General features: G+C 70.9%; 12 protein-coding genes and 1 pseudogene. 6 read left to right on the top strand and 7 right to left on the bottom strand.

The window, feature by feature from the left end:
• Nucleotides 1-144: 144 nt before the first annotated feature.
• Nucleotides 145-2,007 (top strand): 2-isopropylmalate synthase, encoded by a 1,863-nt coding sequence (gene leuA / locus H483_RS26710; protein ID WP_031264714.1) that lies wholly within the window; start codon nucleotides 145-147, stop codon nucleotides 2,005-2,007.
• A gap of 328 nt (nucleotides 2,008-2,335) precedes the next feature.
• Nucleotides 2,336-3,436 (top strand): peptidoglycan recognition family protein, encoded by a 1,101-nt coding sequence (locus tag H483_RS26705; RefSeq protein WP_017836358.1) that lies wholly within the window; start codon nucleotides 2,336-2,338, stop codon nucleotides 3,434-3,436.
• Nucleotides 3,437-3,654: 218 nt separating this feature from the next.
• Here the strand turns inward: H483_RS26705 and H483_RS26700 are convergent, their stop codons facing one another.
• The 3 genes from H483_RS26700 to H483_RS26690 form a co-directional block, all read right to left on the bottom strand.
• Nucleotides 3,655-4,086, bottom strand: coding sequence for a phage holin family protein (locus H483_RS26700; protein WP_017836357.1), 432 nt, complete (start codon nucleotides 4,084-4,086; stop codon nucleotides 3,655-3,657).
• Nucleotides 4,087-4,092: 6 nt separating this feature from the next.
• Nucleotides 4,093-5,454 (bottom strand): aspartate aminotransferase family protein, encoded by a 1,362-nt coding sequence (locus H483_RS26695; RefSeq protein WP_017836356.1) that lies wholly within the window; start codon nucleotides 5,452-5,454, stop codon nucleotides 4,093-4,095.
• Nucleotides 5,455-5,567: 113 nt separating this feature from the next.
• Nucleotides 5,568-6,509 (bottom strand): exonuclease domain-containing protein, encoded by a 942-nt coding sequence (locus tag H483_RS26690; protein ID WP_017836355.1) that lies wholly within the window; start codon nucleotides 6,507-6,509, stop codon nucleotides 5,568-5,570.
• 188 nt (nucleotides 6,510-6,697) lie between these two features.
• Between H483_RS26690 and H483_RS26685 the strand changes: the two genes are divergently transcribed.
• The 3 genes from H483_RS26685 to H483_RS26675 are packed head-to-tail and all read left to right on the top strand — an operon-like array spanning nucleotide 6,698 to nucleotide 9,948.
• Nucleotides 6,698-7,768 carry a serine hydrolase gene (locus H483_RS26685; protein WP_017836354.1) on the top strand — a complete coding sequence of 357 codons (1,071 nt, stop codon included), beginning with the start codon at nucleotides 6,698-6,700 and terminating at the stop codon, nucleotides 7,766-7,768.
• A 27-nt stretch (nucleotides 7,769-7,795) separates the two neighbouring features.
• Nucleotides 7,796-9,088: a MurT ligase domain-containing protein gene (locus H483_RS26680; protein WP_017836353.1), complete on the top strand. Its 1,293-nt coding sequence runs from the start codon at nucleotides 7,796-7,798 to the stop codon at nucleotides 9,086-9,088.
• Entirely contained in the window at nucleotides 9,085-9,948 is an 864-nt protein-coding gene (locus tag H483_RS26675; protein WP_017836352.1) for a type 1 glutamine amidotransferase, read from the top strand. Before H483_RS26680 ends, H483_RS26675 begins: the two co-directional genes overlap by 4 nt.
• Before the next feature lie 6 nt (nucleotides 9,949-9,954).
• On the opposite strand, the gene H483_RS26670 is transcribed toward H483_RS26675, so the two are convergent.
• Nucleotides 9,955-10,719 carry an SRPBCC domain-containing protein gene (locus H483_RS26670; protein WP_017836351.1) on the bottom strand — a complete coding sequence of 255 codons (765 nt, stop codon included), beginning with the start codon at nucleotides 10,717-10,719 and terminating at the stop codon, nucleotides 9,955-9,957.
• A complete protein-coding gene (locus H483_RS26665; protein WP_017836350.1) occupies nucleotides 10,712-11,377 on the bottom strand; it encodes a helix-turn-helix domain-containing protein in 666 nt (221 codons plus the stop codon). Before H483_RS26665 ends, H483_RS26670 begins: the two co-directional genes overlap by 8 nt.
• A gap of 196 nt (nucleotides 11,378-11,573) precedes the next feature.
• Between H483_RS26665 and H483_RS26660 the strand changes: the two genes are divergently transcribed.
• Nucleotides 11,574-12,503, top strand: a complete 930-nt coding sequence (locus tag H483_RS26660) for an amidohydrolase family protein (RefSeq protein ID WP_017836349.1) — start codon at nucleotides 11,574-11,576, stop codon at nucleotides 12,501-12,503.
• A 138-nt stretch (nucleotides 12,504-12,641) separates the two neighbouring features.
• Here H483_RS26660 and recR read toward each other — a convergent pair.
• A pseudogene (recR, locus tag H483_RS26655) lies at nucleotides 12,642-13,247 on the bottom strand (recombination mediator RecR); the annotation flags it as partial.
• A gap of 82 nt (nucleotides 13,248-13,329) precedes the next feature.
• Nucleotides 13,330-13,665, bottom strand: coding sequence for a YbaB/EbfC family nucleoid-associated protein (locus tag H483_RS26650; RefSeq protein ID WP_017836347.1), 336 nt, complete (start codon nucleotides 13,663-13,665; stop codon nucleotides 13,330-13,332).
• Nucleotides 13,666-13,774: the final 109 nt, after the last annotated feature.

Here is a 13,774-nt window from a genome sequence, read left to right as displayed (position 1 = left end):
CGGTGTATGGTGACCCCCATGCAGCGCGTGCTCCTTCTTGGGTGCCGCGGCGGGGCCCGCTGAGGCGGACCGGCTCCCCGTCGCGGGATCTCGTCGCGCCGGTCCGATCCCCACAGATCGATTCCACGGAAGTAGAGCCCCGCAATGAACCCCGCTGACGCATTCGTCTCGTCGTCGTCGACCATCTCTCCCCCCTCGAAGCCCGGACGCCCCGACCAACCGTCGTGGAACCGACAGAAGGGCTCCTCAATGCCGGCCCACCGCTACCGGCCGTTCGCCGAGGAGGTCGAGGACGTCTCGCTGCCCGACCGCACCTGGCCGGACAAGGTCATCACCCACGCTCCCCAGTGGTGCGCCGTGGACCTGCGGGACGGCAACCAGGCCCTGATCGACCCCATGAGCCCGGCCCGCAAGCGTCGGATGTTCGAGCTGCTGGTCCGCATGGGCTACAAGGAGATCGAGGTCGGGTTCCCGTCGGCGTCGCAGACGGACTACGACTTCGTCCGCGAGATCATCGAGGACGACGCGATCCCGGAGGACGTCACCATCCAGGTGCTGGTGCAGTGCCGCGAGGATCTGATCCGCCGCACGTTCGAGGCCTGCGAGGGCGCGTCCAACGTGATCGTGCACTTCTACAACTCCACCTCGATCCTGCAGCGCAAGGTGGTGTTCCGTAAGGACCGCGACGCGATCAAGAAGATCGCCACCGACGCCGCGGAGCTGGTCACCACCATCGCAAAGGACTACCCGGACACCACCTGGCGCTGGGAGTACTCCCCCGAGTCGTTCACCGGGACCGAGCTCGCGTTCTCCAAGGAGATCTGCGACGCCGTCACCGAGGTCGTGGGGGCCACGCCGGAGAACCCGATCATCCTCAACCTGCCGGCGACCGTCGAGATGGCCACGCCCAACGTGTACGCCGACCAGATCGAGTGGATGCACCGCAATCTCGCGCGTCGCGACTCGACCATCCTCTCGCTGCACCCGCACAACGACCGCGGCACCGGCGTCGCCGCCGCCGAGCTGGCGTTCCAGGCCGGCGCCGACCGTATCGAGGGCTGCCTGTTCGGCAACGGCGAGCGCACCGGCAACGTCTGCCTGGTCACGCTGGGCATGAACCTGCTCACCCGCGGTGTCGACCCGCAGATCAACTTCTCGGACATGGACGAGATCCGCCGGACTGTCGAGTACGCCAACCAGCTGCGCGTGCCCGAGCGCCACCCGTACGGCGGCGATCTGGTGTTCACCGCCTTCTCGGGCTCGCACCAGGACGCGATCAACAAGGGTTTCGACGCCCTGCAGGCCGAGGCCGACGCCCGCGGCGAGGACATCACCGACATCACCTGGGAGGTCCCCTACCTGCCCGTGGACCCCAAGGACGAGGGCCGCACCTACGAGGCCGTGATCCGCGTGAACTCGCAGTCCGGCAAGGGCGGCGTGGCCTACATCATGAAGAGCGACTACGGCCTGCAGCTGCCGCGGCGCCTCCAGATGGAGTTCTCCGCGCTGGTGCAGAGCGTCACCGACTCCGAGGGCGGCGAGGTCACGCCCAAGCAGATGTGGGACATCTTCACGCTGGAGTACCTGGACCGCATCTCGCCCATGGAGCGCATGTCCCAGCACCTCGTGCCCGCCGAGACCGACGACGGTGTGGACTCGATCGACGCCGTGGTCAAGTGGAAGGGCGAGACCAAGGAGTTGACCGGGTCCGGTAACGGCCCCCTGGCGGCGTTCGTCGCCGCGCTCAACGAGATGTTCGACGACGAGGTGCGCATCCTCGACTACTCCGAGCACGCGATGACCGCCGGCGACGATGCCACCGCGGCCGCGTATGTGGAGGTGCAGTTCGGCAACCGGGTGTTCTGGGGAGTCGGCCGGGCCGGTTCCATCACCACCGCGACACTGCGGGCCGTGGTCTCGGCCGTCAACCGCGCGTACGCCGACGAGGCCGTCGACTCCGAGGACACCGTGGGCAGCATCGAGGGCGCCCGCACCTGGGCCCCCTGACCGCTCGGGGCCCGCACACCGGGCCCGGCCCCGACCAGAAGAGCGTTCGGCACACATCGCCCGAGAAGCGGTGTGCGGAACGCTCTTCTCGTTGGCGGGGCAGCAGGGGTCGTGCGGGACAGCCTCGCGGAGCGGCGGACCGCGGGGGCGGGGCCCGTCGTGCATGGCCCCGAAGTCCCCAATTTCGCCCCCCGAGTAACAGTGGTCCCATGTATCACTGTGGTAACAATTATCTCGATTTGGTTACGTCGAGCGCGTAATGTGTCCGGTGATCGCGCCGATATGCCAGGCGTCACTTTTCTGCAGTACGAGTCTGGAGTGCCCCCTTATGCCCGTTTCACGCCGTGGGTTCCTCGCCGCCGCGTCAGTCGGCGTCGGCGTCGCTGTCGCCTCCTCCGTTCGTGGCCCCCTCGCCGGGGCCAATCCGTTCGACACCGGTTCCCTCGGCATGGCGCAGGATCTGCTCCAGTCCGTCCCGACAGGCAGCGGGATGATCCAGCCGAACGGCCCGCTCGGCTACGTCGGAGTGACCTTCCCGAGCGCCGAGGAGATCGCGGGTCGCATCCGCTTCGCGTTCCCCGACGGCTCCGTGGGCGACTGGCTCCCGCTCGAGGCGATGGATTCCGCTCCGGACAGCGGCAGCACGCCCGCCTCCGATCTCATCGCGGCGCCGGAGGGGTCCGTGGGCTACGAGGTCGACGCACCCGCGGGCGCCCGTGCCACCGCGTTCGACGACGGACGTGGCGCACCGCGCAACTACAGCCTGGGCAGCGTCGGCACGCTCGGACTGCCGATCATCCCGCGGGCGGCCTGGGGCGCCGGTGACGTCTCGGGGAACCGCTGGGCGCCGCAGTTCTTCCCGGCGCAGGCGATCACCATCCACCACACGGCCTCGCCCGTCGGACCGGACCGCGCCGCCAGCGTCCGCGCGATCTACAACTACCACGCCAACACGCTGGGCTGGGGCGACGTCGGGTACCACCTGCTCATCGACCCGGAGGGCCGGATCTACCAGGGCCGCGGCGGAACCGTGGGCGGGACCCCGGTCTTCCAGGTGCCCCCGGTCGCCGGTATCGCTCCCCCGGTGGTCACCGCGGGCCACACGGGTGGCGTCAACAACGGCAACATCGGCGTGTGCGTCCTGGGTGACTTCACCGGGGCGCCGCCGACCGCCGCAGCCGTGGGCGCGACCATCGACTGCGTTCGCGCCCTGTGTTCGGCCACCGGCATCAACCCGCGCGGCGGGATCACCTACCGCAACCCGCAGGGCGGGGCCACGCGCAACATGCCGGCCGTCTCGGGTCACCGCGACTGGGGCGGGACCGCCTGCCCGGGTAACTCGTTCTACCCGCAGATGCAGTTCATCCGCGACGTCGCCGCACGCAACTGGGTCCCGAGTGCCGTCTCCTCGGCCGCCTTCGGGTCCTGAGTCAGGTCCGACCGACCCGCTTCACCCATCGAAAAGAGCGTTCCGAACCTCCCCACTCGCGGGATGTGTTCGGAACGCTCTTCTCGTTGCATGAGGCCGGCGGGGCGACCCCGGGTGACGGCGGGACTCCCCACGCAGCCAGCGCGCTCCACCTCGGCAGCCACACGCGCCCGCCCCACGACAGGCCGGGCGCGGCGGCCTGACCCGACAGCGGCGGGTCAGTCGCGGGCGCGCGTGGGCAGCACCATGCCGAGCACCCAGTTGACCAGGCCGATCACGATCGCCCCGAAGAACGCCGCCCAGAACCCGCTCACGTGGTACTCGGCGCCGAACGGCTGGAACGTCGTGGTGACCCAGCTGGTGAGCATCAGCATCAGAGCGTTGATCACAAGCAGGAACAGCCCCAGCGTGAGGATGGTCAGCGGCAGCGACAGCAGCTGCACGATGGGCTTGACCACCGCGTTGATCAGCGTGAACACCACGGCCACGATGAGCAGCGCCGCGATGGTCGGCACGCTCACCTCGTTGTCGACGGCGCCGGCGTCGATCCCGGCGTCCCCGGCGGTCTCGTACAGGGAGATCCCCGGCACGATCAGTGTCGCCACCCACAGGGCGACGGCGTTGACTATCAGTCCCAGTACCAGCGCCATGCGCGGTCAGCTCCCCACGTAGGAATCGGCCACATCGAGTGCGCGGTCGAACACGTCGAGCCCCGCGTTCGCCTCATCGGCCGTGATGATGCAGGGCGGAACGATGTGGAATCGGTTGTAGTTCATGAACAACAGCACGCCGTCGGACTTCGCGGCGGCGAAGGTCCTTGCCATGGCCTCCGATGTCCCACCGTAGGGGGCGAGGGGCTCGCGTGTCTCGCGGTCGGCCACCATCTCCACGGCCCAGAACACACCCAGGCCGCGGACCTCGCCGATCGACGGGTGCTTCTCGGCGAGTTCGCGCAGGCGCGGGCCGATCACGTCCTCGCCGATCAGGCGGGCGTTCTCGACGATCTTCTCGTCCCGCATCAGGTTTATCGTGGCCACCACCGAGGCGCAGGCCAGCGGGTGCCCCGCGTAGGTCAGGCCACCGGTGTACGGGGTGGTCTCGAAGGAGGCGGCGATCCGGTCGTGCAGGATCACCCCGCCCAGAGGGACGTAGCCGGAGTTGGAGCCCTTGGCGAAGGTGATGAGGTCGGGCGCCCAGTCGTCGTCGCCGGAACGGAAGTTGTCCAGGGCCAACCAGGCGCCGGTGCGGCCGAAGCCGGACATGACCTCGTCGCAGATCATCACGATCCCGTACTTGTCGCAGATCTCGCGCACGCCGCGCAGGTAGTCGGCCGGCGGCACCATGATGCCGACCGTGCCGGGCACCGACTCGATGATCAGAGCGGCGAAGTGGTCCGGGCCCTCGAGGCCGATGAGCGAGTCCAGGTGCTCGAGCGCGCGGTCGCACTCCTGCTTGGAGTTCTCCGCGTAGAACTGCGACCGGTACAGGTAGGGCGCGTGGAAGTGCACTGCGCCGGTGTTGCCGTGGTCGTTGGCCCAGCGGCGGGTGTCGCCGGTGAGGTTCATCGAGGTGGTCGTGGCGCCGTGGTAGCTGCGGAACGCCGAGAGGGTCTTGTGACGGCCGGTGTGGCGGCGGGCCATGCGGATCGCGTGCTCGACGGCCTCGGTGCCGGCGTTGGTGAAGAACACGCGGTTCATCCCGGCGGGCGCGACCTCGGCGACCAGACGGGCGGCCTCGGCGCGGGCGGCGTTGGCGTGCGCGGGGTTGATGGTGCACAGTTCGGCGGCCTGGTCCTGGATGGCCTTGACCACGACGGGGTGCTGGTGGCCGATATTGGTGTTGACCAGCTGGGAAGTGAAGTCGAGCAGGCGGTTGCCGTCGCCGTCGGTCAGGTGGCAGCCCTCGGCGGCGGTGACGACCATCGGGTCGCTGGCGCCCCAGGCGGACCACGGGGTCAGGACGTGGGCCCGCTCCATCTCGTAGACCTCGCGGGCGGCGGCGTTCTGGGGTGCGGGCACGGGACGGTACTCCTGTTGTCGACGACGTGGGCCGCAGACCATCATGTCAGTTCAGCCGCGACCCCCCGGACCGCCGCTCCACGATGCGGAACGCGCCCGTCAGCGGGCGTCCGTCAGAAGAGCGCCTCCTGCGCGCTGTCCACCGCCTGGGCGCCCGCGACGGGCCGCCCGGGCGCCACATCGGCGAGCATCTCGGAGAACCGGGCGAACGGGACCAGTTCGAGTCCCTTCTTCCGGGCGAAGGCGGCACGGCCCCGGACCGCGCCGGGGGCGTCGCACACCGCCAGCGAGGTGCGGGAGGAGATGCGGTCGGCCAGGTAGAGACCCGAATCGACGACGAAGCCGGCGATCTCCTCCGGGTCGCGGTCGACGTCCTGGGTGAAGACCACCTCCATTCCCTGCACCAGCCCGCCGCCACGCTTCAACCGCCCGGCCGGCCGCCAGAGCCTGGGTGCGGCCAGGGCCTCGGCCCAGACGCGGGAGACGAGGAAACCGGTCTCCGGATCCGCCAGCATCCCGTCGAGGCGCCGCACCGACGGCTGCACATCCTTGGCCGCGGCGACCTGCAGCATCCCCGCGAACACCCCGGCCAGCACCAGCGCGTCGTCGTGGGCGTCGTGCGCGGCCCGCTGCTCCACCCCGAAGTGCGCGGCGAGCGTGACCAACTTCAGGTCGGCGGTGGACAGGTGGAGCCGGCCCGCGAAGTCCAGCGTGCACAGGAACTGCTCCAACGGCGGCTCGAGCCCGGCCCGCCGCGCTTCCGAGGCCAGGAAGGACGCGTCGAAGGTGGCGTTGTGGGCCACCACCGTCCGGCCGTCGAGCACCCGGGCCAGGTCCGCGGCCACGTCGGCATAGCGCGGTTTGCCCGCGAGCAGGGCCGGCGTGAGGCCGTGCACGTGAACCGGCCCCGGGTCGACCCCCGGGTTGAGCAGGGTCACGAACTCCTCGACCACCTCGCCGTCGTCGTCGATCACCACCGCCGCCACCGACAGCACCCGGTCGACCGACGGCCTCATCCCGGACGTCTCGACGTCCACCACCACCCAGCCGCTCATGTCCCCCCGTCCCCCGTGCCTACCGTGCCCACCGCGTCCGACCGTGCCCACCGCGTCCGACCGTGCCCGACCGTGTCCGCTCGTGCCGCCTATCGTGGCAGACCACCCCGACATCTCCGACGACTACTGTCGAGTCCGTCAATTCGGCGCACCGGCCACCACCGGTCCGGTCAGAACCAGGAGAGCCCGTGGCGCGGTACCGGTCGGACACTCCCGCGGCCCGTCTGCGGGACGCCCCGGTGCGGGCACGACGGCGCTCCCGGCGGCTGCTCAGGTTGGCCGCGGGCGGTTATGGAGCACTGTGCCTGGCGGCGGTACTGGGTGTGGCGGTGACCGCGCCCGGAACAGAGATGGGAAGCCCGGACACGGCGTCGGCCAGCGCCCGGGCCGGATCGGTGCCGCTCGCCGCCACGGCCCCCGACGGCCGGGTCGAGGACTCCGCCCACCGCGAGCGGCCGGTCCCGTCCGGCTGGCGCGAGGTGGGCCCGCTGCTGTCCGGGGCCGTCGCCGAGGCCGACCTGGAGGGCCACGAGCTGGCGGCGTGCGTCCTGGCGATCGACGCCCCGGACGAGCGCGTGGTGTGCTCGGGCGAGGACGACCCCCGCTACGCCGCCTCGGTGATCAAGGTGGCCTTCGCGGTGGCGGCGCTCGAGGCCTGGGACGCCGACCCCACCGCCGAGACCCCGTACGGCCCCCTCTGGGACCTGCTGGAGGCGGCCATCTCGGTCTCGGACAACGACGCCGCCAACCTGCTCTACGACCTCTCCGTCGACGGGCCCTCGGCGCCCGATACCGACGACCCGATCGAGGCGATCAACGACGTGGCCGACAGGGTGGGCCTGGCCGATGAGTTCCACACCGGCGGAGCCTTCCGATGGGACTGGACCGGCGACTGGAGCCGGGTCAGCGCGCGCGGGAGCGTGGAGTACCTCACCGAGCTGGTGCGGGCCGCCGACGGGCGCGCGTCCGCAGGCGAGGCCCTGACCTCGCCCGCGGTCGCGCGGACCGTGCTCGGCCTGATGAGCGACCAGGATCGGACGTGGAAGCTGCCGGCCCACCTGCCCGCGGGGTCCACCGCCAACAAGACCGGTGAGACCGACACCGAAGCCCACGACATCGCCGTGGTCAACACCACCTCGGGTCGGTACGCGATCGCCGTGATCGCCACCGCGAACGGCCCCGAGGACACGCCGGACGAGGTGATCGCCGGGCTGGGTCGGGACGTGGCCCGGGCGCTCGGCGGTGCGGCGCGTTTCTGAGCGGGCGCCCCTGCCTAGACTCGTCGCATGAGTTCCCGCGCGCACACCGCACTGACCCCCCGTGGCCGCGCAGCCGTGGCCGTCTCCCGTCTGGCCACCTGGGCCTCCCGGGTGTCCGGCCGCGGGTCGGGCGGGATGATCGGCGGGTTGGTCGCGCTCAAGCTGGACCCCGGCCTGATGTCCCAGCTCGCCGCCGGGCGGCGATCCGTGCTGGTCACCGGGACCAACGGCAAGTCGACGACGACGAGGATGGTCGCCTCCGCGTTGTCGACGGTCGCCCCGGTGGCCTCCAACACAGGCGGCGACAATATGGACGCCGGGATCGTCTCCGCCCTCGGCGCCGACCGCGAGGCCCCGCTGGCCGCGATCGAGGTCGACGAGCTGCACACCCCGGCGGTTGCGGAGAACACCCGGCCCGAGGCGATCGTCCTGCTCAACCTGAGCCGCGACCAGCTGGACCGCGTGGGAGAGATCAATTCCATCGAGCGGCGCCTGCGGGCCGGGGTGGCAGCGCAGCCCCAGGCCACGGTGGTGGCGAACTGTGACGACGTGATGATCACCTCGGTCGCCTTCGACAACCCGTCGGTGGTGTGGGTGGCGGCCGGCAACGCGTGGGCCGGTGATTCGGTGAGCTGCCCGCGCACCGGTGAGCCGATCACGCGCAGCGTGGACGAGACGGGCGCCGTCCGCTGGCAGGCCAGGGGCACACTGCCCGACGGGCGGCAGTTCGCGCGGCCCGAGCCCGACTGGTGGGTCACTGAGGACGCGATCCACGGGCCCGACGGCTTCACCGCGCCGATGCGGTTGGCCATCCCGGGCCGCGCCAACCGCGGCAACGCCGCCCAGGCCGTGGCCGCGGCAGTGGCGATGGGCGCCGACCCCGCCGCCGCGGTCCGGGCGGTGGAGCAGGTCGACGACGTGGCTGGTCGCTACTCGACCGTCGACGTGGACGGCCGCTCGGCGCACCTGCTGCTGGCCAAGAACCCGGCCGGCTGGCAGGAGGCGCTCGGGATGATCGACACCTCCGCCGACGGCCTGGTGATCGCGGTCAACGGCCAGGTGGCAGACGGCGTGGACCTGTCGTGGCTGTGGGACGTGCGCTTCGAGAGCTTCGAGGGTGTGTCCGTGTACGCCGCGGGTGAACGCGCCGCGGACCTGTCGGTGCGCCTGAGCTACGCCGGCGTCGAGCACCGACTGGAGTCCGACCCGCTGACCGCGATCAGACGGTGCCCGCCCGGACGGGTCGAGGTGCTGGCCAACTACACCGCGTTCCGCGACCTGGGGCGCACGATCGCCGCCCGGAAGGAGCAGCAGCGATGACCGGACACGACGAGGACGCGCGCACCGACTCGCCGGAGGGCGGGACGCCGGGACGGGGCGGCGCTGCCGGGGCGTCGGCCTCTCCCCTCGACACCGTCTCCCCCGCGTCCCCACGGCCCACCGAGTCGACCGTGCGCATCGGGCTGGTGCTCCCGGATGTCATGGGCACCTACGGTGACGACGGCAACTCCCTCATCCTGCGCCAACGCCTGAGGTGGCGCGGGTACGACGCCGAGATCGTCCGCATCACCCTCGACGACGCCGTCCCCGACTCGTGTGACATCTACACGGTCGGCGGAGGGGAGGACACCGCGCAGAAGCTCGCCTCCCGGCACCTGTCCGGTTCGCCCGGCGTGCAGCGGGCGGTCGCGCGCGGGGTGCCGGTGCTGGCGATCTGCGCCGGGATGCAGGTCTTCGGCGAGTGGTTCGTGGTCGCCGACGGCTCTCGCGCCCCCGGCCTGGGCCTGCTCGACGTGACCACCTCGCCGCAGGCCAGGCGTTCGATCGGGGAGCTGGTGGTGGAGCCGCAGCTCGCCGGGCTCACCAGCACCCTCACGGGGTTCGAGAACCACATGGGCGCCACCGTGCTGGGCCCGGATGCCGCCCCGCTCGGCGTGGCCACCTCGGGAGTGGGCAACGGCGTCCCGGCCGACGAGCCCGCGCGGGTCGGCGGGCGGGTCGAGGGAGTGGTGCAGGGCTCGATGATCGCGACCTACATGCACGGCCCGGTGCTCGCGCGGAATCCCGAGCTGGCCGACCTGCTGCTGTGCCGGGCGCTCGGCGTGGACTCGCTGCCGCCGGTCGAGGTGCCCGCCGTGGAGCAGCTGCGCCGCGAACGCCTGGCCGCCGCCCGCCGCTGAGGCCTGTCAGCCCTCCGCCGGCGCGGCAGACGGCGGGAACAGCGAGTCGGTCCAGCGCTGCCACCCGGCGGTGAGCGCGTCGCGGTCGAGCCCCTCGCCGTAGTAGTAGTGGGTGACGGTGACCATGCCCCAGGCGCCGTCGCCGCTGAAGAAGTGGACCCCCCGGTCGCTGCGGATCCCGAGGTTCCCCGGCTCGGCCACCACCACTACGCCGTCGATCGGGTCGAGCCCGTCGGGCGTCAGACGCACGGTGTCGCCGACCGCCAGCTGCCGGTCGATGCCCAGCGCGCTGTCGAACAGTGCCCAGATGCCGTCCTTGTCGAGGTCGCTGAACGCGATGATCGACACGGTCGCCGGCGGCAGACCGCGGAAGTGGTCGAAGTAGCGGCGGAGATTCGCCAGGAAACCGTCCCAGCCGTGGCTGTGGTACTCGGCCTCCCAGTCCTCGCCGGTGATCCCGCTGTGGATGAGCCTCAGCACTGCTCCGCCACCGTCGCGGCCCTCGACGAGGAACTCCACGACCTGCGGGTCTCCGTCCGCGGAGGACGCGTATCGCCGTCCGGGCTCCCATTCCCTGACCGTGGCTTCGGAGACGTTGCCGGAGCCGAAATCGGACACCACGCGGGCTCCCACTCCCCCTTCCGGCGGCTCGAACCGGTGGGGCACGAACCAACACGCCATGCCCTCACCCGTGGCCACGGCCTCCCACACCTCCTCCGGGGTGGCGTCGAGCTCGATGGACTTCTCGATCCGCTTGTGCTGGTCAGACATCGTTCTTCTCCTCTCGGTGAGCTGTGGGACTGACGGGTGTGGAGCTGTCGGGCGTGGTGCTGCCGGAAGCGTCTGCGGTCCCGGGCGGGACGGCGTGCATCCCCAGGACGAGGCGGTGTCGGCGGCCCCCCTCGGCAGAGTCGTCGTGATACCTGGACACGAGCCTGGTGACGGCGTCCGTGAGCTCGGCCGCGAACGCCGCGCGGTCAGCAGGGGTGGCGAAGCGGACCTCGCCGTCGAGCCCGAAGGTGCCGACCTGCTTGCCCGCCCGGCGCGCACCCACCACCAGCTCTCCCACCTCACGCACCATGCGCGAGGCCAGGGCGAGAAGCCATCGTGGCGACGCCTGGTCGGGTTCGGCGCCCACGGCGGGCTGGACCCGCCCCATCACCCCGGGAGAGACGACGAACGACGACGACGAGGCCCTCAGGATCCGTTCGGTGACGTTCCCCCGCCGTCGCTCTTCGACCAGCTCCACCAGTCCGTACTTCTCGAGCTGGCGCAGGTGGTAGTTGAGCTTCTGTCGCGGAACGCCCAGACGGGCGGCGAGCGTGGTGGCCGACCCCGGTTCGGTGAGTTCCGACAGGAGCCGCGTGCGGATAGGAGCCAGGGCCGCGGTGGCCGCCTCGGCGCTGTCGATCACTCCGATGTCCTGCATGGTCCCCCGCCCTCGATCGACATCGAGCCCTCTCTCTGCCACCCACTCTTCTACCGACAAACTTTCTTGTCAAGAAGAATCTTTTCGTCGTCGCACGATGAGGCCAGCTCGCGCGGCGGACATCCCCGGGGGTGGGAACCGGCGCGACGCGACACATCAGCCAGCCCGACGGCAGCACTGGCCTACTCTCGGAACCATGTGCATCCACCACGGCACCGCCACCCTCACCGGCTCCGTGACCCCTCCCGATCCCGCCCACGAAGCGGCGCAGGTGCGCGCCCTGTGGGAGCCGCTGGGTCTACCCGGGATCATCGACGTCCACACCCACTTCATGCCCGAGCGGGTGATGGCCAAGGTGTGGGACTACTTCGACGCCGCCGGCCCGAAGGTCGGGCGGACGTGGCCGATCACCTACCGGGAGGCCGAGGACGAGCGGGTCGAGCGCCTGAGGTCCTATGGGGTGCTGGCGTTCTCGTCTATGCTGTACCCGCACAAGCCGGACATGGGGGCGTGGCTCAACTCGTGGTCGGCGGACTTCGCGTCCCGGCACCCCGACTGCCTGCACACCGCGACGTTCTTCCCCGAGCCGACCGCCGGCGGGTACGTCCGGGAGGCCATCGAGTCCGGAGCCCGGGTGTTCAAGTCCCACATCCAGGTGGGCGAGTACGACCCGCGCGACCCACTGTTGGACCCGGTGTGGGGCCTGTTGTCCGAGGCGCGGGTGCCGACGGTGATCCACTGCGGTAGCGGCCCCGTGGCTGGGCCTTTCACGGGCCCGGAGCCGATCGCCGGCGTGCTCGAGCGATTCCCGGAGGTGCCGCTCATCATCGCCCACATGGGCATGGGCGAGTACTCGGAGTTTCTGGACCTGGCGGAGAGGTACAGCGGCGTCTACCTGGACACGACCATGGCGTTCACCGATTTCGTCGAGGAGATCAGCCCGTTTCCCGACTCGGAGCGCGGACGGCTCGTCGATCTGGGACACAAGATCCTGCTGGGGACCGACTTCCCCAACATCCCCTACCCGTTCGCCCACCAGCTCGATGCTCTGGCAGCACTCGGGCTGGGCGAGGACTGGCTACGGGCGGTGTGGCACGGGAACGCCGCGAGGCTCTTCGACCTCTGACAGGTCGGGTGACGGCTGGGCTTCCTGCTGGGGTTCCGGCTGGGGGGCCTGCTGGGGTTCCGGCTGGGGTTCCTGGGCCTCCGTCTGCTCCGGACGGAGCACGCCGCCTGATCGCGTGGGCTGGGCGGGACCACCGGAGAGGATGCGGCGCCCGGACAACGCGCTACCCAGGGTCAGCTCGTCCGCGAACTCGAGATCCGCACCCATGGGCAGGCCCGAGGCCAGGCGGCTCACCACGAGTTCGGGAAACGGGCGCAGCAGCCTGGCCAGATACGTGGACGTGGCCTCGCCGGTGGTGTTGGGGTCGGTCGCGATGATGATCTCCGCGATCTCCTCACCCTCGAACTCCTGGCCGACCCGCCGCATCAGGCCCGCGATCCGCAGCTCGTTGGGGCCGATGCCATTGAGGGGGTCGAGCGCGCCACCGAGCACGTGGTAGAGCCCGCGGAACTCGCGGGTGCGCTCGATGGCCTCGATGTCCTTGGGCTCCTCGACCACGCAGATGAGGGTGGGATCGCGCCGGGGGTCCGAGCAGATACGGCAGCGTTCGCCCGCCGCCACGGTGCCGCAGACCTCGCAGTAGGAGACCCCGTCGACCACCGCCTGCAGCGCCGAACGCAGCCGCTCCACCGACTCCGGCTCCGCCTGCAGGAGGTGGAAGGCCAGCCGCTGCGCGGACTTCGGACCGACGCCCGGCAGTTTGCCGAGCTCATCGATCAGGTTCTGGACTGGTCCCTCGTACATCGCCGTTCCTGTGCTGTGTTGGTGCCGGCGTCGGTTGCGACACCGGGAGGCGGGTTCCGGACCTCCCCGGATCCCGCCGGGCTCACATGCCCAGGCCACCCATCATGTCGCCGAGGCCGCCACCCGAGGCCAGCGGACCGAGCCGCGACTCCGCGAGCTGCTGAACCTTGGTGTGGGCGTCACCGAAGGCACCCACCAGCAGGTCCTGCAGCGTCTCGATGTCCTCGGGGTCCACGACCTTGGGGTCCACGGTGACCCCGGTGACCTCTCCGGTGCCGCGCATGGTGACAGTGACGAGACCGCCACCGGCCTGACCGTCGACCGTGGTCGCGGCGATCTCCTGCTGCGCCTGGGCGAGCTGTGCCTGCATCTGCTGGGCCTGCTCGAGGAGGGCGTTCATGTCGGGTCCGGGCTGCATGTGGGGTCCTTTCGGCTGGTGCCTCGTCTGAGCCGGGGCGGCCCCGGTCGGTCGGAACCCAGGGTAACCGCACCATCGGACAGCGTGCCCCGCCGCGCTGCGGGTCGAG

It is taken from the genome of Dietzia sp. UCD-THP (genome assembly GCF_000349585.1).
Classification (GTDB): domain Bacteria; phylum Actinomycetota; class Actinomycetes; order Mycobacteriales; family Mycobacteriaceae; genus Dietzia; species Dietzia natronolimnaea_A.
The sequence above is the reverse complement of the archived record's forward strand: the minus strand, read 5'-3'. Positions and strand labels throughout refer to the sequence as shown.

Coding starts and splice junctions, on each gene's coding strand:
- leuA (WP_031264714.1), top strand. CDS start 145: ATGAACCCCGCTGACGCATTCGTCTCGTCGTCGTCGACCATCTCTCCC.
- H483_RS26675 (WP_017836352.1), top strand. CDS start 9,085: ATGACCGGACACGACGAGGACGCGCGCACCGACTCGCCGGAGGGCGGG.
- H483_RS26700 (WP_017836357.1), bottom strand. CDS start 4,086: ATGGCGCTGGTACTGGGACTGATAGTCAACGCCGTCGCCCTGTGGGTG.
- H483_RS26680 (WP_017836353.1), top strand. CDS start 7,796: ATGAGTTCCCGCGCGCACACCGCACTGACCCCCCGTGGCCGCGCAGCC.
- H483_RS26690 (WP_017836355.1), bottom strand. CDS start 6,509: ATGAGCGGCTGGGTGGTGGTGGACGTCGAGACGTCCGGGATGAGGCCG.
- H483_RS26650 (WP_017836347.1), bottom strand. CDS start 13,665: ATGCAGCCCGGACCCGACATGAACGCCCTCCTCGAGCAGGCCCAGCAG.
- H483_RS26665 (WP_017836350.1), bottom strand. CDS start 11,377: ATGCAGGACATCGGAGTGATCGACAGCGCCGAGGCGGCCACCGCGGCC.
- H483_RS26660 (WP_017836349.1), top strand. CDS start 11,574: ATGTGCATCCACCACGGCACCGCCACCCTCACCGGCTCCGTGACCCCT.
- H483_RS26670 (WP_017836351.1), bottom strand. CDS start 10,719: ATGTCTGACCAGCACAAGCGGATCGAGAAGTCCATCGAGCTCGACGCC.
- H483_RS26705 (WP_017836358.1), top strand. CDS start 2,336: ATGCCCGTTTCACGCCGTGGGTTCCTCGCCGCCGCGTCAGTCGGCGTC.